Raw genomic sequence first — 18,390 nt, forward strand, 5'->3', positions numbered from 1 at the left:
CATGCAGGAAGGATGATTCGCTAAGCGGATATCCTTCCTGCGCATTCCGATTAGAAAGACGCAGGGAGGATGGGGTTGTTCCATGTTTAGCAGATTGCCTTTCAAAACACAAAAGAACGTTGTAATCATTGGATTTGTCGCATTGCCGCTGCTGCTGCTGCTGACATTCGCTTATTATCCGGCGCTTGAACTCATTCGTTTAAGCTTTACAAGCTGGGATGGATTAAGTCCTGATAAGGCTTGGATTGGTTGGTCAAATTATAAAGAAGTATTTGCTAATCCTGAAATCTTCGGAGTTTTTAAACATAACTTTGCCTATTTCGCCGTAGGAATCGTACAAAATATCGCCGCGATCTATTTCGCCGTGGTGCTGAACAGCAAGCTAAAAGGAAAAAACTTTTTCAGGCTGCTGCTGTTTTTACCGTACATCCTAAACGGCGTTGCTGTAGCATACTTATTCGGTTACGTATTTGATACGACGAACGGATCTTTGAACTACCTGCTTGGACAGCTCGGCTTTGATGCCTTGTCGAAAACAAGCTGGCTCGGCAGCGGATCGTTCGTCAATTACACGCTTGCTTCCATTGGTTTCTGGCGTTTCATGGGCTTTAACATGGTTATTTACCTAGCTGCGCTTCAATCCATCCCGAACGATATCTATGAAGCGGCTTCGATCGACGGAGCAAACGGCTGGCAGAAGTTTATCAGCATCACGCTTCCAAACATCTACAAAATTATCGAGCTCAATTTGTTCCTTACGGTTACGGGCGCGTTGGAAGTATTCGATCTGCCTTATATCTTGACCAAGGGCGGACCGGCGGGATCGAGTGAAACCTTCGTTATGAAAATCGTCGAGACGGCCTTCCAATTTAACAATTATGGCCTAGCATCCGCGATGAGCGTCGTCTTGCTGCTCTTCGTTGTCATTGTATTGTCGATTCAACGCTTTTTATTGAAAGGAAAGGGGGAATAATCGATGAATAAATCCAATAAGCTTTGGGACACAGTCAAATATATCAGCCTCGTATTGGCGGCATTTGCGATTTTATTCCCGCCTTATATCATCGTCGTCAACGCGTTTAAGACGAAGGATGAATTCCATGATAAATCAACCATTGCGATGCCGGACAGCTTCCTGTATTTGAAAAACTTCGCGCAAGCCTTCAAGCAGGCAGATATGCTTCATGCATTTGGAAACACATTATTTATTATCGCGGTAACGCTAATCTTAAATATTTTGATCGGATCAGCGTTTTGTTATGCGGTTGGGCGCTTCAATTTTAAATTTAAGGGACCAATTGTCGGTTTGTTCTTATTTGCTACGATTATTCCAGCTATTACAACGCAGGTCGTCAACTACAAGACGATTCAAATGCTTGGACTTACGAATAATCTAATGGGTCCCGTTCTTATCTATGTGGGTGCGGATATTTTGCAAATCTACATTTACCTGCAATTCATCCGGAACATTCCGAACGAGCTGGACGAAAGCGCAATGCTGGAGGGAGCCTCATTAATCCGGATTTTCCGCTCGATCATCTTCCCATTGCTTGCTCCGGCAACGGCGACCATCGTTATTCTGAAAACGATCAGCATCTATAATGATATGTTCATCCCGCTGCTTTATTTGCCCAGGGCCGAACATGTCGTCGTCTCCACGTCGCTCATGCGCTTCTTTGGGGTTAACAGCGGAGATTGGCAAATGATCTCGTCTGCGATTCTCATTATTATGATTCCAACGGCGATCATGTATATCTTCTTGCAAAAGTATATATTCGCGGGCGTGACAAGCGGTGCGGTTAAATAACCGTCCGCTTTTTTTTTCGTTGCAGAGGAACCGATAATAGCGCAAAATGTAAGAGGCATGCGCGAAAGGGGCGATCAGGAGTGAACATTATCATCGCGGACGATGAGGAATTTATACGGTTAGGCCTTGAAAAAATTTTAACGAAAATGGACTTGGACATTACGGTCATCGGCTCGTACAGCAACGGAATGGACGCTTGGGCGCATATTTCGAAGCTTGGCGAAGGCGAGCTGGATGTGTTGATTACCGATATAAAAATGCCGATGATGGATGGCTTGAAGCTGATTGAGCATCTGCGCGGTAAGGCCATTGCGACAATCGTGCTCAGCGGTTTTAGCGAATTTGAATATGCTCGCAAGGCGCTGCGTTACGGCGTGCGGGATTATTTGCTCAAGCCGGTCGATAAAGCGAATTTATATGACCTTTTGATCAAGATTAAGCAAGAGCGCGAGGAAAGCAGGCTGGCGGGGGAAACGAATGAGCTGCTTCTGCCGCAGGAGCCGATTTCAAAAGAAAAAGAGCATCATGTGATCGAGCAGATGAAATCCATCCTAGAGCAGGAATACGGAAAAAACTTCGAAATGGAGCGCATGGCTGAGACCGTCGGCATGAGCGCCAATTATTTAAGCCGTCTATTCAAGCAGGAGACGGGCATGACCCTGACGGATTATTTAATCGATATTCGGATCGAGAAGGCGAAGCAGTTTCTGACTGACCATCCGAATTTGAAAAACTATGAAATCTCGCAGCTGGTCGGTTATAGCGATCCGGTCTATTTCAACAAGCTGTTCAAGAAGATGACAGGAGAAACGCCGAAGGATTATAAAGGCAAGCACCGCTAGCAGTATAGCCAAAATGAATAGAAGAAGCGCAAGATCCTATATTTACAGCTGCACGATATGAGCGTAATATTGTGCCGTAGCGCTTTGAATAAACACGCGTTTATAAGCAAGTTGAGCTGCAGAGGGATGGAGAAGGCAATGTCAGAGAGCGCAGAAAAGGCAAGGCTTGGCGCGGCTGCAAAAGGCCTCGCCAGCACATTTGAAAATGCATCCTTGGAGGAGGACGCGAGTCCGTTACGATTCTTGTTATCGCTGTACAAAGGGAATTTCGCCAACCTGCTGGTTTCCTTATTGTTTTTATTGATTAAGAGCGCGCCTGTCTACGTGCTGCCGATCGTAACCGCGAATATCATTAACATCGCTACGAATCCGGCAAAGTATCCGATCAGCGGCATCTGGATTAATTTCTTCATTATTTTGATTGTCATTTTGCAAAACATACCGACGCATGCCGCTTACATATCCTTTCTAAGCCGTGCGGTCAGATTCGTTGAAGCGGGGCTGCGTAGCGCATTGGTGCGGAAGCTGCAGCAGTTGTCCATCAATCAGCACCGCGAGCTGCCGGCGGGCAAGCTGCAGTCGAAGGTGCTTCGCGACGTAGAAGCGGTCGAGATGATGTCGAAGCAGTTTATGATCGCGCTGGCGCCTGCCGTCGTGAACATCATTGTATCGTTCGTGATTACGCTGAACAGCAGCTGGATCGTATCGTTGTTTTTCGTATTGACGATCCCCATGTCGATTACGATCGTGACCATTTTCCGCCGCAAAATCAGAAAGTCGAACAAGGAATTCCGCAAGGAGATCGAACAAATGTCCTCGCGCGTCTCGGAAATGGTGGAGATGATTCCGATCACGCGTGCGCACGGTCTGGAGAAGGTGGAGATTGCCCGCATCGATTCAACGCTGCGTAACATACAGGGCAAAGGATACCGCCTTGATCTGGTTGAAGCCTATTTTGGCTCAACGAACTGGGTTACCTTTCAGATTTTTCAAGTGCTTTGCCTGATCTTTACGGCTTATCTTGCTTACCAAGGCGAGATCCAGGTAGGCGATGTGGTCATGTATCAGGGCTTCTTCTCCATGATTTTGGCTTCGGTTACCGGACTTATTAATATTTATCCGCAAATCGCCAAGGGCTTGGAATCCATTCATTCCATAAAGGAAATACTGGTATCGACGGATATTGAAAACAACAGCGGCAAAAGAAAGCTGGCCGGCGTGCGCGGGGAATTTTTGTTCCAAGGCGTTGAGCTTTCGTACCCGGGGAGCGAGCATCATGTGCTCGAGGATGTCACGCTAGATGTGGAGGCAGGCGAATGCATCGCTTTTGTCGGCGCATCGGGCGCGGGCAAATCTACGGTGCTTAACCTCGTGATCGGCTTTCTTCAGCCAACGGGCGGAAAGGTGCTGATGGACGGCATCGACTTGGCGGATATCGATCTTCGCAGCTATCGCAAGCATTTGGCTGTCGTGCCGCAGACGAATATTTTATTTTCGGGAACGATTCGGGACAATATCACGTATGGACTGCGCGACATCACCGATTCGCAGGTGAAACGCGTCGTGGAGATGGCTAACCTGTCGGAGTTTATCGGGCAGCTTCCTGACGGCTTGGATACGATGGTCGGGGAGCATGGCGGCAAGCTGTCCGGCGGTCAGCGCCAGCGTATCGCCATCGCGAGAGCGCTCGTGCGTGAGCCGAGCATTATTATTTTGGATGAGGCGACCTCGGCTCTCGATAATGAATCGGAGTTCCATGTCCAGAAGGCGATGCAGGAGCTTATAAAGGGCCGCACGACCTTTATCGTTGCCCACCGCTTATCGACGATTCGCGATGCCGACCGCATCGTCGTCATGAAGCACGGCCGCATTGCCGAGGTGGGCACTTTCGACGAGCTGATGGCAAGCAAGGGCGAGTTTTATAACCTGAAGCAGCTGCAGCTGTAAAAGGGCATATCGAAGGATGAAAAAAGGTTGATCGGGACATAGAGCCCGATCAACCTTTTCCGTTTACTCAAGAATGCAATGGGGCTTACAACGACCACCATTTGAGATAAAGATAAGGATCAACCGCATGATAGCCCGGCGATTTTTTGTAGATGCCGAAGTGGAGGTGAGTGACGAATTTACCTTCCGTTCCTTCGGGGCCGTAGCCGGTGCTGCCGACATAACCGAGCAATTGTCCGGCAGCAACCTTGACGCCATCCTTCATACCGGCCGCATATTTGGATAGATGCGCGTAATAGAAATCAGTGCTGTCGTCGACGCGAACCGTAATCCGCCAGCCGCCGTATTCATTCCAGCCTGCTTTGACTACCGTGCCGGCCAACGCGCTGTATACTGGGGTGCCTTTGGGCGCGAAAATATCCACGCCTTCATGCGCGCGTACCGCAGGGCCGTTAGCCGACCAGGAACGGGCTTCCGCATAGCTGTTCGAGAATGGCGTGTATTTCCCCTTTGCGACCGGAAATACGCCGTTCAAATATTGGTTAGGCGCTTTGGGGATGCGAACGCTAAGTCCAGCCCAGATGTTATTCGGGTTGGTCAACTGGGGATTAGCCGCGATCAGCTTCGAAAGCGGAACATTGTAGCGCTGCGCGATTTTCCACATCGTATCGCCCGTGAGAACGTTTGCAGTTTTGAATTCTGGCGGATCGGGAACATGCAGCTTCTGTCCAATAATAAGCGAATCCGAGGTGAGGCCGTTTAGCTGCTTTAATTGCGCGGCGGTCGTGCTGTACTTCGTTCCGATTATCCATAGGGTATCGTTTTTCTGTACCGTGTAAGAAGCGGCGGAACCTGTGAAAGGAAGGGCGGTTAAGAGGGCTAACATAGCGGTGCCGCAAACGAGCTGTTTCAATCGGTTATTCATGCTGTCTCGTCCTCTCTATGTAGAAGATATGGCCTGCTCTTCCATTTTAATAGAGAAAGCGCTTTATATTTAGCGGTAAATATTGGGTACATGCGGCTGCGCATGGGACTAAAGTCGCCGAAAATATATTCATATTATTATAGGTAATATTAAAATTCTTTTATTAAACCTGTAATCGGAATGAACTATAATGTGAATATCATTTAATAAAATAGTAACGAGGTGCTTACATTTATGCGAAAAAAGCTCATTTATACGCCGCCGGCTAACGGTTATCCGGAGTGGAACAACAATCCCGAAATCTATCGTATCAACCGCATGGACGCGCATGCTTCGTTAATGCCTTTTGATACCGTGGAGGAAGCCTGGGAAGGAAGCCATCACAATTCTACCAACTACCTCACGTTAAACGGCGAGTGGAAATTCGCGTTTGCGGCCAATGCGGAAGCCCGAATCGCCAACTTCTATGAAGCGGACTATGATCACAGCGAGTGGGACAGCATTGCGGTGCCTGCCCACTGGCAGCTGCAGGGCTATGATTATCCGCAGTATACGAATGTGAAATACCCATGGGATGGCAATGAGGATATTAAAGCGCCGTTTGCCCCGACGGCGTACAATCCGGTCGGCTCGTATGCGCGGACCTTTACAGTGCCGGCGGGTTGGAGCGACAAGCCTGTGTTTATCAGCTTCCAAGGCGTCGAGTCGGCGTTTTATGTGTGGCTGAACGGTGATCTTGTCGGATTTAGCCAAGATACGTTTACGCCATCTGAATTTGATTTGACCCCTTATCTCGTTCCGGGCGAGAACAAGCTTGCCGTAGAGGTCTACCGCTGGAGCGATGCAAGCTGGCTGGAGGATCAGGATTTTTGGCGGATGAGCGGAATTTTCCGCGATGTGTATTTGTATACGACGCCTGAAGCGCATATTTACGATTATTTTGTGAAAACAGAGCTGGATGAGCAGTTCAAAGATGCGGAGTTCATCGTTGATGCGAAGCTTCTCAATTATTTTGTTAAACCGCTGGGGGCAATTACGGTCGAGGCTGCGCTGTACGATGCGAAGCGGGTTCCCGTATTTGAAGCGCCGTTATCGATTCAGACGGAGGTTGAGGGAGAGGTGCTTACTTCCGTGCAGCTGCGCGCAGCTGTAATAAACCCGCTGAAATGGAGCGCGGAGCAGCCGAATTTGTATACGCTTATTCTCAGCTTGAAGTCGGAGGACGGAACGCTGCTGGAGGCGATCAGCTGCAAGGTTGGCTTCCGCAAGTTCGAAATCAAGGATGGGTTAATGCAGATCAATGGACGGCGCATCATGTTCAAAGGGGTTAACCGTCACGAATTCTCTTGCGATACCGGCCGGGCGATCAATGAAGCGGATATGCGCAAGGATATATTGCTGATGAAGCAGCATAACATCAATGCCGTTCGGACCTCGCATTATCCGAACGATTCGCTCTGGTATAAGCTGTGCGACGAATACGGCTTGTATGTTATCGATGAGACGAATCTGGAGACGCATGGCGCATGGTCTTATGGCCAGCAGGAGCTGGGCGCGACTGTTCCGGGAAGCTTGCCCGAATGGACGGGCGCGGTGCTGGACCGCTGCAATTCAATGTTCCAGCGCGACAAAAACCATGCGTCGATCGTCATTTGGTCGCTCGGCAATGAATCGTTTGGCGGCGACAATTTTATCAAAATGCATGATTTCCTGCGTGACGCGGATCCTTCGCGCGTCGTTCACTATGAGGGGATTTTCCATTATCGCGCCTCGGAAGCTGCGTCGGACATCGAAAGCCATATGTATACGAGTCCGCAGGGCGTCGAACATTACGCTCGAAGCAATCCAAAGAAGCCGTTTATATTATGCGAATACAGCCATGCCATGGGCAACTCCTGCGGCGGCTTGCATGTGTATTTGGAGATCTTCGAGAAGTATCCCGTTTTGCAGGGCGGCTTCATCTGGGATTGGATTGACCAGGCGATTCGCGTGACCGATGAAAACGGCATTTCGAAAATGCTGTACGGCGGCGACTTTGGCGAGTCGCCGCATGACGGAAATTTTTGCGGGAACGGCCTTATTTTCGCAGACCGTACGATATCGCCAAAGCTTCAAGAAGTGAAGAAGGTATACCAGAACGCAAAGTTCGAAGCGGTTGATTTGAAGCGCGGCGAAGTGAAGGTGACAAACCGCCATTTATTCAGTACGCTCGATCAGTTTACGTTTGCGTGGCAGGTAGCGGTGAACGGCGAAGTTGTGGAATCGGGCAGCTTAGCAGCAGCGGCACAGCCGGAAGCCGAAGAAACGCTGGCCATTCCTTATGAACTGCCGCTGCTGGCGCGTGCCGAAGATGAAGCCGTGCTTACGGTTCAGCTTCTATTAAAGGAACAGACGCGATGGGCGGAGGCAGGTCATGAGATCGCATTTGAGCAATTTGTGCTGCCCGCCCCGGTTAAGCTATTCGTCGGTTCCGGAGTATCTAAGCCGGCGATCCAAACGGAGCAAACGGCTGAAGGGCTGCTCGCTCGCGGCGAGAGTTTTACCGCTTTGTTCGATCTGACGAACGGAAGCCTTGTTTCCTACAAATGGAAGGGCACCGAGCGGCTGTCCAAAGGCTTAACGCCGAACTTCTGGCGCGCTTATACGGATAACGACCGCGGCAATAAACAGCATGAACGTTGTGCTACCTGGCGCGAAGCAGGAGCAGAGCGGAGCCTGCGCGCGATCACATGGGAGGCCCAGGAAAGCAACTTGACCGTACGCGTGCAGTACAGCCTGCCTACGACTTCCGTTTCCCTGCTTTCGTTGATTTACACGGTAAGCGGCGACGGAGAGATTAACGTGTATGAAGAGCTGCAGCCGGGAGAAGGATTGCCGGAAATTCCTGAGGTGGGCATGCTGTTCCATATGCCAGCTGCCTATGATCAAGTCAGCTGGTACGGCAAAGGACCGGACGAGACCTATTGGGACCGTCAGACCGGCGGCAAGCTCGGGCTTTACGGCGGCAAGGTCCGCGATCAGCTCGTGCCTTATATCAGGCCGCAGGAATGCGGGAACAAAATGGATGTGCGCCATGCAGCCGTAACGAACGCGCAGGGCGAAGGGCTTGTGCTGAAGGGCGCACCTCATTTTGAGCTGAACGTACTGCCTTATACGCCTTCCGAGCTGGAAGCGCATGACCATATCCACCTGCTTCCGGACAGCGACAAAACGGTTGTCCGTGTCAATCATAAGCAAACGGGCGTCGGCGGGCATGACAGCTGGGGACAGCGGCCCGAGAAAGAATATATCCTATATGCGAACCAAGTCTATACGCATCGGTTTTCGCTGCAGGGAATTTAAATAAAAAAGAGGCCGGTCTGCCGTCTGTTGACGGAAGGCCGGTCTCTCTTTTATTTGATATAGATTCCGCCAAAGGGCAGCACCTCACGAAGAATACGCTTGATAAAACCGCCGTTCTGGAGCTGCTCCTCCAGCTCGGCATCGCGTGATCCGGTTTGGATAAGCACAGGACCCGTACCGCGAATTTCCCACTGGACATTCATATGCTGGCTGGCAAGCTTATTGCCATAAACCGAAAGCTGGATAGAGGCGTGCTCCGGGTAAGCGACCAGCGCGCCTGTCTCTACATATAGCGGGCGATCCGGCTGAAGCTGAATCGATTTCACGTCACCCGCCGTAATGATGCCCAGACTGCCGGGACCGGAGAAACGCATACGGACAAATTCTTTCGTTATCCAAGCGTTTTTGAGCTTTTGTACAACGGATTTGAGCTTCATGCCTTCCGAGAAAAAGATGACGTGACGGAAGTCGAACAGCAAATCGCTGTTCTCACCGATTTGAACCGTTTCGAGCGAGCAGCCTGCCGGCAAACCGATGATGAATTCGGACGGACCCGAGAGCATGGAGCGAATCCATCTTTTTTTGCGGTACATGCCGGCAAGGTCCATAAAGCGGTCCTCGCGATTTTGCGGATCGCCTTGATAGGCGATAATGGATTTGGGATGCAGCACATGGAGCTTGTCCGAAGCTTCAAGCTGGACATGCACATGACCCGTCTGGGCAGGAACGGTAATATTCATCCGCTGATTCCTTTACCGCCGGCGCTCCGCTGCTTACGCCATACCATATATCGCCATACGCGTATGGATACGATGTAAGCGATAAAAATGACTGCAATCACAATAACCGTGTTGATGAGCTTGCTGATCAGAGACTGGCGATCCTGCCTCATCCGCTCCATTTCGGCTTGCATTTCGGCATTCTGGGCAATAAGCCGCTCGTTTTGTTCAATAAGCGCTTGCTGTTTGTGGGCATACTCCTCTGCTGCTTTGGCCGACTCCGCAAGCTTCTGCTGCTGCGCGGCAAGCTCTTCCTTCGCTTCGATATACTGCTGCTCCAGCTCGCTAATCTTTTCCGGGGTATCGTAAATGGCTTTGATTCGATCGAAAAAGCCCGCATATGCGGCAGGCTGCGGTATAGTTATTAGAATAAAGGATAAGAAACATACAATGGCGAGAACTTTCCGAACAGGCTGTCGCATCATAGTCCTCCTTGAATTTTCGACATAATCGGAGCTGATGCTTATATTTTACAGCCTTTCTCGACAATAGTCACTCTCGTCCGGCTCTTATCCATCAAAAAAAGGATAGCAGCCAGGCTGGCTGCTATCCTTGGGATAAGTCCTATTTTCTAACGTACAAGCGGCTTGTTTCTTCCCAAATTCCGCCCGGCTCAAGCGAGACAAGCCCGATTTGCTCGGCAGGAAGGTTAACGTTCGGCGCGTTAACGAGATTAAGCTGCGGTTCTGGACAGAAGAAGCCTGGCGTTGCATTGTTGTTCCAGATCATCCACTGTTTGTAGGCCGTTCCGATATCGTAGACAAGCGTCACGCCGTTTCGCGTATCGGTCAGCTCCATGGCGTTGCGGCCGTTTTGCGGTTCGGTTGTGTAATGGTTGTCCATCGACGCCCAGAAAGGCGAGATTCCGGTTGTTTTCATGGCTTCCTCTTCCGCGATAAGCGGCTGGTAGCTGCCTGTCGGAAGCATCCGCTCGTTCAGCTCCCAGCGTTTGCCGGTTGTGAGGGTGAAGCGGTAATCATCCGACGTGCTGTTCGGAGCGAACGGGGCATTGATTGCCGTGTGGAAAGCGATCAGGCAAGGCATGGCTTCCGTTCCTTCATTATGTACCGATACATGCTGCAGCAATCCTGTATCATTTAACGCGTAACGTAGCTTCAAGGTGAAGCGGTGAGGCAAATAAGCATAGATCGGGTGAGTCTCATCGATAGAAATTTTGAGCGACACGTAGCTTTCGGTTTTGTTCGTGCCAAAATCCTCTACGCTCCATGCAGCCGTATGGAAAAATCCGTGCAAATGATTGCCGGTTTTGGCTTCGTTAACGGGAAAGTTATAGGTTCTGCCGTTCCAAGTGAAGGTACCGTCCTCATAACGGTTGGGAGGGAACAACACCGGAATGCCGTGAATGCCCGGATTGGCTCTAAAGCCGTCCATTTCCTCAAGCGATGGCTCGCGCAGGAACGTATAGTTGTTTACTTTATCACGGAACGCGATGAGGTTGGCTCCGACTGCCGGCAATACTGCCGCTTCATAAGGTCCCCATTGCAGCCATACGGCTTGTTCGTCATGAAATAATTGTTCGAATGCTTGTCCTTGCGTAGACATGAAAATCCTCCTAAAAAGTATTTGGAATAAAGCTTAACACGTCAAGCATGAGCTGGAAAAATCATATTCAACCTAAGAATAGCAGGACAGAGCAAAACAAACAACCGCCCTAATCCGCATATTGCGAATTAGGGCGGTTGTTCATGCGGTTATTGCGTGATGCGCAAGTCTTTGCTCGATGCGCGCTGCGAGAACAGCTGTTGAATGACATATTGCTTGCGGCGATTGACCGAAACCTGTTTGGATTCGGAAATATCGGAGCCGAAGAAAATGGTGCCGCCTTCGATCGTCTTGATTTTTCCGATATTAATGTAGCAATTGGAGCTGATCGGATAGAAGCTGCTTTCATTCGTTAGCTGTGCAATCTGTTCGGCAGTCATTCTCTTTTTTATATTATAGTTTCTGCCATGGAAGCTTACGAGACCCTGCATACCGAGCTTAAAGTAAAGCACATCCGATTCCAGCTCAAAATCCTCATACACGTTCCGTTCGCTCAGTACTACATTCATCATCTCAATTTCCCCCTTTAGAAATGTGAACCACTGAATTGTTAGCGCTTACATTGTAACATGTTACAATAGTATTTGTGAAGTCTTTTATAAAAAAAAGACATTGTCTGCTAAGGCGGCATGTGCTATGGTCACTGTAATGCCAAAAAGTCAGAAAGGTTGGGTAGCTATGAGCAATCAAAATGGACAACCGACATCGGGTAAAATCCTCTACATCGGGTCATATGGAGCGGCGGAAGATGCGACCGTACATGTTTGCGCGTTTGATGGGAGCACGGGTGAGCTCGCTGTTATCCAACGTGTAAGCGGTCTGGAAAATGCTTCGTACTTAACGCTTCATCCAGATGGAAAACGTTTGTATGCAGCCAGCGAAACGGAAGCGACAGGAGACGCGGGCGGGGGCTCTGTCGCGGTATTTGAGATTGACGGGGTAACGGGGATGCTGTCGGGCCCAAGCAGCCGGGCGCTTACGCACGGCGCACATCCTTGCTATATAAGCACGGATAAGACGGGGAAGGTGCTTCTTGCCGCTAATTATACGGGCGGCAACGTTGCTTTGCTTCCTATTACAGCAGAAGGCCAGCTAACCGGGGCCGCAGCGGTGGAGCAGCATGCCGGCGAGCTGGGTCCGAATGCCGCAAGGCAGGATGCTCCGCATGCGCACTGCATCGTGCCGCTCGGAGATTCGCCTTACGTATGCGCCGTCGATTTGGGAATCGATGCTATCGTCATCTATCGTTTCGATGAAGAGAAACATTCGCTTACCCCGCACGGGATCAGCAAGATGCATCGCGGCGCCGGTCCTCGCCATGTAATCTTCCATCCGGGTCTTCCTGTCGGATACGTCATGAATGAACTGGATTCCACGGTCACGGTGCTGAAGGTGGATGCCGAGAAGGGCGTATTAACGGCGGGGCAAGCCATTTCGGCGCTGCCAGCAAGCTACAGCGGCTATAACGATGCGGCTGACATTCATTTAGACACGTCCGGACGTTATCTATACAGCTCTAACCGCGGACATAACAGTATTGCCGTATTTGCGGTAGATCAAGCGACCGGCGAGCTAACGCTTATCCAGTCTGTTGATTGCGGAGGCGACTCTCCGCGTAATTTTGCCGTCTCGCCTGATGGCGGCCATTTGCTGGTGGCGCATCAGAAAACAGGAAACATCGTGGTATTTACGATCGATTCGGAGAGCGGGCTGTTAGAGAAAACCGCCTCATCGCTTGAATTGCCGAGCCCGGTTTGCATTAAATTCGCCAAATAATAATGGCCAACATGATCCGAACAAGGAGATGAAGGCTTTTCGTTAAGAAAGGCAGGTCCTGTATAATATGTCAGCGCCGCTTACAACAAGCGTCATCAACAAAGAAGCGATCAAATCAGCTACCGTTTATTCCATATTAATATGCATCAGCTCCGTTCATCTCATGAATGATATGATGCAGTCGGTCGTATCGGCATTATTCCCCGTTTTAGAGCAGTCGCTGCGGCTCAGCTTGGCGCAAATCGGCTGGATTGCTTTTACGCTCAATATGACCTCCTCGGTCATGCAGCCTGTGGTTGGCTTAATATCGGATAAAAGACCCGCGCCGTGGATGCTTCCGGTCGGCATGTTTTCGAGCATGATCGGGATGGCAGGCTTAGCCTTTGCCCCGAATTTTTATATGGTGCTGCTTGCGGTTGTGTTTGTGGGACTTGGCTCAGCGGTATTCCATCCGGAGGGCTCGCGCGTCGTGCATTTGGCCGCCGGTCCCCGCCGAGCGTTCTCTCAATCGATATATCAGGTCGGCGGCAATTTCGGTCAAATGCTCGGGCCTCTAATGACGATGCTGATCTTTTTGCCGTTTGGCCAAAAGGGCGCGATATGGGGCACCCTGCTCGCTGCCGCAGCCATCATAATATTGATAAAAGTCGTGCCTTGGTATAAAACGCATCTTGCGGTGCAGGATGGCAAAAGGCAGCAGCGAAAAGCCGCCGGCAGCATGAAGGCTGCCCTATCGCCCAAGGTCGTCGGATTCGCGCTTGCAATTTTGTTCGCTATCGTATTCGCACGCTCCTGGTATGCTGCAGCTATCGGCAATTTCTATCAGTTTTATGTGGTGGAGACGTACGGCCTGTCCATCAAGCATGCGCAAATCCCGCTGTTTCTGTTTATGGCTGCCGGCGTGGCCGGTACGTTTCTGGGAGGGATACTTGCGGATCGGATCGGACGGAAGAAAATGATGCTCTTATCTATTCTTGGAGCCGCGCCTTTTGCGCTCGCACTCCCGCATTTGCCGCTTCCTATGGTTTATCCGTTAATTGTACTGCTGGGCTTCATCCTGCAATCGGGCTTTTCGGTTAGCGTCGTATACGCGCAGGAGCTCATGCCCGGCAAGGTAGGCACGGCTTCGGGTCTTATTACCGGACTTGCATTTGGAATGGGCGGCCTCGGCGCAGTCGTGCTTGGCTATTTGGCGGACAGCCGGTCGCTTAGCTTTGTGATGGCAGCATGCAGCGTTCTGCCGCTGATTGGCTTGCTCGCTTTTATGCTTCCGAAGGATAGAAGAGAAGCTGCATAAAAGGAATAACATGAAGAACAACCGTTTTAAGGAGCTATCCTTAGGGCGGTTGTTCTTTTTTTAATTTGGATAGTTGATAAAAACCAAACGAAATTATATAATGTTTATAGAATAAGCAAACAAAATAATGAGGTGTTTGATAAATGGAGAGTGAAGAAAGGTTTTGGTCATCGTCAGTAGAAGAGCTGAAGCAGGGGTATGTATATGAAAATGCAGAAGGCTGTTATTATTGTCTGATCTGCGGGGAGCGCTTTGAGGATGGGGAGATTTTTCGCCATGAGCAATCCGGGCGGTGGTTCGAGGCCCGTAAATACGCAGCCCATCATATTCAGCAGGAGCATGGCTCCATGCTTGTTTATTTGCTGGAGCTCGATAAGAGGCAGACAGGACTGACCGATCTGCAAAAAGAGCTGATTCGCGGATTTGCCGATCAATTGTCCGATCAAGAAATGATGACCCGAACAGGCGTAGGAAGCGCCTCGACCATACGAAACCACCGTTTCGTGCTAAAGGAGAAAGCGAAGCAGGCGAAGCTGCAGCTCGCAATTATGGAGATGATGGAGCTGGGGGCTGCTGCGGCATCGCGCTTTATGCCTGTGCACCGCACTGCTACGCAGATAGATGAGCGTTACGCGATTACGGAGGACGAATACGCGTCGCTGTTGAAGCAATATTTTCCGAATGGGCCTGAAGGGCCGCTAGCCTCATTTCCCCGTAAAGAAAAGCGTAAAATCGCCATACTTCGGCATATCTCTTCTTATTTTAAAAGCGGAACGCGTTATACGGAGAAGGAAGTGAACGAGCGGTTAAGCCGTTTCTGGGAACAGGATTACGTGACTTTGCGCCGATATTTGATCGAATACGGGTATTTGGATCGTACGGATGATGGCCGTGCGTATTGGGTAAAGGGCACGAACATCGGGGAAAGGCATCATGAGGCAGAAGTTTCAATGGAGCAGGGTGAATCTTCGAAGGCGGGCAGCAAGGGGAAAAAAGGAAAATCCGGAAAGACGAAGCCGAAAGAGATTTTACAGGAGCAAGCGGATGAACGAAAGGAGGGGACAAATATGGATAAGGAAAAGCGCAAGCAATTGACGGCAGAATACCAAGAACGCGAGCGGCTGATGGGCGTTTTTCAGATTAAAAATAATGCCAATGGCAAGGTTTATATTGGAGGCTCGACTAATCTAGACGCGCTATGGGGAAAAGAGCAGTTTATTCTGAATATTGACGGCCATGCGAACAAAGAGCTCCAGAAGGAATGGAAGCAATTCGGCAGTGAAAACTTTTCGTTTCTCGTTCTCGAGACCGTTAAATTGGATCAAAAGATTCGTTATGATTATAAAGACGTTTTAGATCCTGAAGGCCGGCAGCCCGTTGATATGGTACGCCAATACAACCGGGAAGTCGCTGAATTAAAGGAGCAGTGGGTAGAGAAGCTAAGGCCTTATGGCGAGAAGGGTTACCATGGCGCAGGTGAGAACGCAAAGGATTAAAGATTACGGATTAAAAAGGGAGTGTGTACATTAACATGTCTGCAAAAGGAATAAAGGGAGCTGGAGCTGGAAATAGCTTGCTCCGCAATACATTTTTTCAAACGATCTTGTTGTCAAACGTACTGCTGCAAATCGGGATATGGGTACGGAATTTCGCTATCCTAATGTACGTGACAGATAAGACAAACGAAGACCCGTTCGCGATCAGCTTAATGGGCTTTGTGGAATTTTTGCCGATTTTCGTATTCTCGTTCATCGGCGGGACGTTTGCGGATCGCTGGAAGCCGCGCCTTACGATGATTTGGTGCGATTTCTTATCCGCGTTATCCGTATTTATCGTGCTGATTACGCTTCTATACGGATCATGGCATATGGTTTATTTTGCGACATTCGTGTCCGCGATTTTATCACAGTTCTCACAGCCATCCGCCATGAAGCTGTTTAAGCAGCATATTCCGGCGGAGCAGCTGCAATCTGCCATGGCGATGTTCCAGTCGCTTATGGCGATATTTATGGTGCTAGGACCGTCGCTCGGCGTGATTTCGTATCAAAAATTCGGCATTGAGATTTCAATCGGCGTAATGGGCGTAGCCTTCTTGTTATCGGCAATCGTCTTGTTCCGAATCCCTCGCGACCGTGAGGTGGAGAAAACGGAAGCCGTTGCAGATCGCCAATTCTGGAAGGAATTAAAAGCCGGGTTTGCTTACGTATGGCGCAGCCCGGTGTTGAAAGCGCTGGGTGGAACGTTTGCTTTAGCAGGGACGGCAGTCGGTATCGCACAAACGCTCGGTTTGTTTATCGTGCTGGAGCGCCTCGGGCAGCCAAAAGAATTTTTGCAATATATGCTGATGGTTAACGGGATTGCGATGCTTGTTGGCGGCGGTGCAGTCATGGTCGTAGCCAAGAAGGTCGCTCCGCAAAAGCTGCTGGCGATCGGTCTGCTGATCAGCTCGCTCACGATGATCGGTACGGGATTATCAACTAGCATACCTCTAACGCTGGTGCTGCAGTTTATTGGCGGCTTAGGCTTCCCTATGATTCAGATCGGCATTAGCACAATGATTCTGCAGTGGTCGGAGGAAGCGTATACGGGCCGAGTGAACGGCGTGCTTACGCCTATGTTTATGGGCATGATGGTTATCATGACATTGGTTGCCGGCCAATTGAAGCTGGTATTCCCGCTAGTCGGCATTTATACCGTAGCAGGGTCCATCATGTTCTTAGGAATGCTGATCCTTGTTCCATTGTTTAAGCAAAAGCCGCTGATTGCCCAAACGAACTCCTAGCAGCATGGGGATATTGACAGAAACTTCCTTGTGAAGTAACATCTATTTTAGTTGATACAAGGTATGGCGAAGCACGCTTACACCCTCGTAAGAGGGAGGGGCGTGCTTTTTTGTTGTTTCGGTACTGTCCTTGGGAGAGTGGCATGCCGAATCGGGAGGACACGAGAGGTTGGTTTGGAGAAATAGCGTGGGTAGTGAAGATGTGGAAGGGAAGGGGAAAGAAGGAAAAAGCGATGTGCGGCAAGAAATGATAGGAAGGCTGTAAAATTATGTTTGTTTTTGATGAAAAAAGACGCTTGATCATAAGTAGACTTATAAATAATGGGAGTGGGTTGATGTGATGCAAAAAATAGGACGGGTTTTTCTAGCGCTGACATTACTGGGGACGATGCTGATGAGTGCGCAGGGGGCTGCTGCAGCTGCCGCTTTTAATGATACGAAGACGCATTGGGCAAAGGATGAAATATCGGTGGCCGTGAATCAAGGATGGATTAATGGCTACGATGCAAAAACCTTTAAACCGAATGCCAACATGACGCGTGCTGAATTTCTAAAATCGTTGGTGGCAGCAATGAAAATAAAGGCAGCCGATTCCGATACGCCTTTTGTCGATGATACCGGTTGGTTCCGGTCTTATGTCGCCACAGGGTTGAAGCAATCGATCATTAAGGTTGGGGATTATAAAGAAAACAGTTTTGAACCGAATCGCGTGATTACGCGTGAGGAGATCGCGCGCATGGCGATCCGGGCGCTTGGCAAGGATGCGGAGGGTGCGAAATCGGGTTATTTGGCGCTAGCAAAAAAGCTTGAGATTATGAAGGGTTATCCCGATGGTACGATGGGCGGGGACAAAAATGCTACTCGCGCAGAGGCCGTGGTGATGGTTATGAATACGTTGACGGCGAAAAATGGTAAGCCGGTGGCTTATCCGAAGACGAAAGAAGAGTTGAATGCGTTGATTCAGTCTTTGCCAAGTTTTAAGGGGAATACGACTTTTGGAAGGAATCAGAAAGTATTGGTGAATTTAAAAGGTACGGATGTTTTTGAGGATAATACATTTACTGTTGAATACGATAGCGATTACAAACAAACCTTCATTTATATTTATGAGCCTAATGCAGAGAACAAAGCTTTACTTAAAGATCTACTCAAACATTACTATCCAATATCATATGAAAAGGCTTATAGCAGTTACATTAAAGTAAATGATATGAAATTTGTTGAAGGGAAGAATAGTGTTGAATTGAGATATGACGGAGTTCTTTTTGTTGCTTATAAAGGTAGTAGTAACAAAACTGTAGGTATTGTGATTGGAGCGTGAATAATTTGA

15 protein-coding genes are annotated in these 18,390 nt (G+C 49.5%); 10 read left to right on the plus strand and 5 right to left on the minus strand.

The genetic code is table 11. From position 1 onward, the window contains the following. Positions 1-82 precede the first annotated feature (82 nt). The 4 genes from MRBLPE1_RS14280 to MRBLPE1_RS14295 all read left to right on the plus strand — a co-directional run bounded on the left by MRBLPE1_RS14280 (position 83) and on the right by MRBLPE1_RS14295 (position 4,596). Positions 83-973: a carbohydrate ABC transporter permease gene (locus MRBLPE1_RS14280; protein WP_364146289.1), complete on the plus strand. Its 891-nt coding sequence runs from the start codon at positions 83-85 to the stop codon at positions 971-973. Between the two features lie 3 nt (positions 974-976). Further along, positions 977-1,807, plus strand: coding sequence for a carbohydrate ABC transporter permease (locus tag MRBLPE1_RS14285; protein WP_364146291.1), 831 nt, complete (start codon positions 977-979; stop codon positions 1,805-1,807). An 80-nt stretch (positions 1,808-1,887) separates the two neighbouring features. After that, positions 1,888-2,649 (plus strand): response regulator transcription factor, encoded by a 762-nt coding sequence (locus tag MRBLPE1_RS14290; protein WP_364146293.1) that lies wholly within the window; start codon positions 1,888-1,890, stop codon positions 2,647-2,649. Between the two features lie 138 nt (positions 2,650-2,787). Further along, on the plus strand, positions 2,788-4,596 hold the full coding sequence (locus MRBLPE1_RS14295; RefSeq protein WP_364146295.1) for an ABC transporter ATP-binding protein: 1,809 nt from the start codon (positions 2,788-2,790) through the stop codon (positions 4,594-4,596). A gap of 85 nt (positions 4,597-4,681) precedes the next feature. On the opposite strand, the gene MRBLPE1_RS14300 is transcribed toward MRBLPE1_RS14295, so the two are convergent. Beyond that, a complete protein-coding gene (locus MRBLPE1_RS14300) occupies positions 4,682-5,521 on the minus strand; it encodes a M23 family metallopeptidase (RefSeq protein ID WP_364146297.1) in 840 nt (279 codons plus the stop codon). Between the two features lie 234 nt (positions 5,522-5,755). Here MRBLPE1_RS14300 and MRBLPE1_RS14305 point away from each other — a divergent pair, with 234 nt between their 5' ends. Next, positions 5,756-8,863, plus strand: a complete 3,108-nt coding sequence (locus MRBLPE1_RS14305) for a glycoside hydrolase family 2 TIM barrel-domain containing protein (protein WP_364146298.1) — start codon at positions 5,756-5,758, stop codon at positions 8,861-8,863. Positions 8,864-8,913: 50 nt separating this feature from the next. Here the strand turns inward: MRBLPE1_RS14305 and MRBLPE1_RS14310 are convergent, their stop codons facing one another. The 4 genes from MRBLPE1_RS14310 to MRBLPE1_RS14325 form a co-directional block, all read right to left on the minus strand. After that, positions 8,914-9,603 carry an AIM24 family protein gene (locus MRBLPE1_RS14310; protein ID WP_364146300.1) on the minus strand — a complete coding sequence of 230 codons (690 nt, stop codon included), beginning with the start codon at positions 9,601-9,603 and terminating at the stop codon, positions 8,914-8,916. Then, entirely contained in the window at positions 9,600-10,064 is a 465-nt protein-coding gene (locus tag MRBLPE1_RS14315; RefSeq protein ID WP_364146302.1) for a hypothetical protein, read from the minus strand. The genes MRBLPE1_RS14310 and MRBLPE1_RS14315 overlap by 4 nt, the downstream gene beginning before the upstream one ends. Positions 10,065-10,206: 142 nt before the next feature. Next, a complete protein-coding gene (locus MRBLPE1_RS14320) occupies positions 10,207-11,205 on the minus strand; it encodes an aldose 1-epimerase (RefSeq protein WP_364146304.1) in 999 nt (332 codons plus the stop codon). A 149-nt stretch (positions 11,206-11,354) separates the two neighbouring features. Next, on the minus strand, positions 11,355-11,717 hold the full coding sequence (locus tag MRBLPE1_RS14325) for a hypothetical protein (RefSeq protein WP_364146306.1): 363 nt from the start codon (positions 11,715-11,717) through the stop codon (positions 11,355-11,357). 166 nt (positions 11,718-11,883) lie between these two features. Here MRBLPE1_RS14325 and MRBLPE1_RS14330 point away from each other — a divergent pair, with 166 nt between their 5' ends. From MRBLPE1_RS14330 to MRBLPE1_RS14350, 5 genes are all read left to right on the plus strand, one after another. Further along, complete coding sequence (locus tag MRBLPE1_RS14330; RefSeq protein ID WP_364146307.1) at positions 11,884-12,981, plus strand: lactonase family protein; 1,098 nt, start codon at positions 11,884-11,886, stop codon at positions 12,979-12,981. A gap of 67 nt (positions 12,982-13,048) precedes the next feature. Continuing rightward, a complete protein-coding gene (locus MRBLPE1_RS14335) occupies positions 13,049-14,278 on the plus strand; it encodes an MFS transporter (protein WP_364146309.1) in 1,230 nt (409 codons plus the stop codon). Positions 14,279-14,421: 143 nt separating this feature from the next. Beyond that, positions 14,422-15,774 carry a DUF2087 domain-containing protein gene (locus tag MRBLPE1_RS14340; protein ID WP_364146311.1) on the plus strand — a complete coding sequence of 451 codons (1,353 nt, stop codon included), beginning with the start codon at positions 14,422-14,424 and terminating at the stop codon, positions 15,772-15,774. Between the two features lie 35 nt (positions 15,775-15,809). Continuing rightward, positions 15,810-17,060, plus strand: a complete 1,251-nt coding sequence (locus MRBLPE1_RS14345) for an MFS transporter (protein WP_364146313.1) — start codon at positions 15,810-15,812, stop codon at positions 17,058-17,060. A gap of 340 nt (positions 17,061-17,400) precedes the next feature. Beyond that, positions 17,401-18,381, plus strand: a complete 981-nt coding sequence (locus MRBLPE1_RS14350) for an S-layer homology domain-containing protein (RefSeq protein ID WP_364147301.1) — start codon at positions 17,401-17,403, stop codon at positions 18,379-18,381. Positions 18,382-18,390 lie beyond the last annotated feature (9 nt).

It is taken from the genome of Paenibacillus sp. LPE1-1-1.1 (assembly GCF_040676435.1).
Taxonomy (GTDB): Bacteria; Bacillota; Bacilli; order Paenibacillales; family Paenibacillaceae; genus Pristimantibacillus.

Coding starts and splice junctions, on each gene's coding strand:
- MRBLPE1_RS14320 (WP_364146304.1), bottom strand. CDS start 11,205: ATGTCTACGCAAGGACAAGCATTCGAACAATTATTTCATGACGAACAA.
- MRBLPE1_RS14330 (WP_364146307.1), top strand. CDS start 11,884: ATGAGCAATCAAAATGGACAACCGACATCGGGTAAAATCCTCTACATC.
- MRBLPE1_RS14325 (WP_364146306.1), bottom strand. CDS start 11,717: ATGATGAATGTAGTACTGAGCGAACGGAACGTGTATGAGGATTTTGAG.
- MRBLPE1_RS14345 (WP_364146313.1), top strand. CDS start 15,810: ATGTCTGCAAAAGGAATAAAGGGAGCTGGAGCTGGAAATAGCTTGCTC.
- MRBLPE1_RS14300 (WP_364146297.1), bottom strand. CDS start 5,521: ATGAATAACCGATTGAAACAGCTCGTTTGCGGCACCGCTATGTTAGCC.
- MRBLPE1_RS14280 (WP_364146289.1), top strand. CDS start 83: ATGTTTAGCAGATTGCCTTTCAAAACACAAAAGAACGTTGTAATCATT.
- MRBLPE1_RS14285 (WP_364146291.1), top strand. CDS start 977: ATGAATAAATCCAATAAGCTTTGGGACACAGTCAAATATATCAGCCTC.
- MRBLPE1_RS14305 (WP_364146298.1), top strand. CDS start 5,756: ATGCGAAAAAAGCTCATTTATACGCCGCCGGCTAACGGTTATCCGGAG.
- MRBLPE1_RS14295 (WP_364146295.1), top strand. CDS start 2,788: ATGTCAGAGAGCGCAGAAAAGGCAAGGCTTGGCGCGGCTGCAAAAGGC.
- MRBLPE1_RS14350 (WP_364147301.1), top strand. CDS start 17,401: ATGCAAAAAATAGGACGGGTTTTTCTAGCGCTGACATTACTGGGGACG.
- MRBLPE1_RS14315 (WP_364146302.1), bottom strand. CDS start 10,064: ATGCGACAGCCTGTTCGGAAAGTTCTCGCCATTGTATGTTTCTTATCC.
- MRBLPE1_RS14310 (WP_364146300.1), bottom strand. CDS start 9,603: ATGAATATTACCGTTCCTGCCCAGACGGGTCATGTGCATGTCCAGCTT.
- MRBLPE1_RS14335 (WP_364146309.1), top strand. CDS start 13,049: ATGTCAGCGCCGCTTACAACAAGCGTCATCAACAAAGAAGCGATCAAA.
- MRBLPE1_RS14340 (WP_364146311.1), top strand. CDS start 14,422: ATGGAGAGTGAAGAAAGGTTTTGGTCATCGTCAGTAGAAGAGCTGAAG.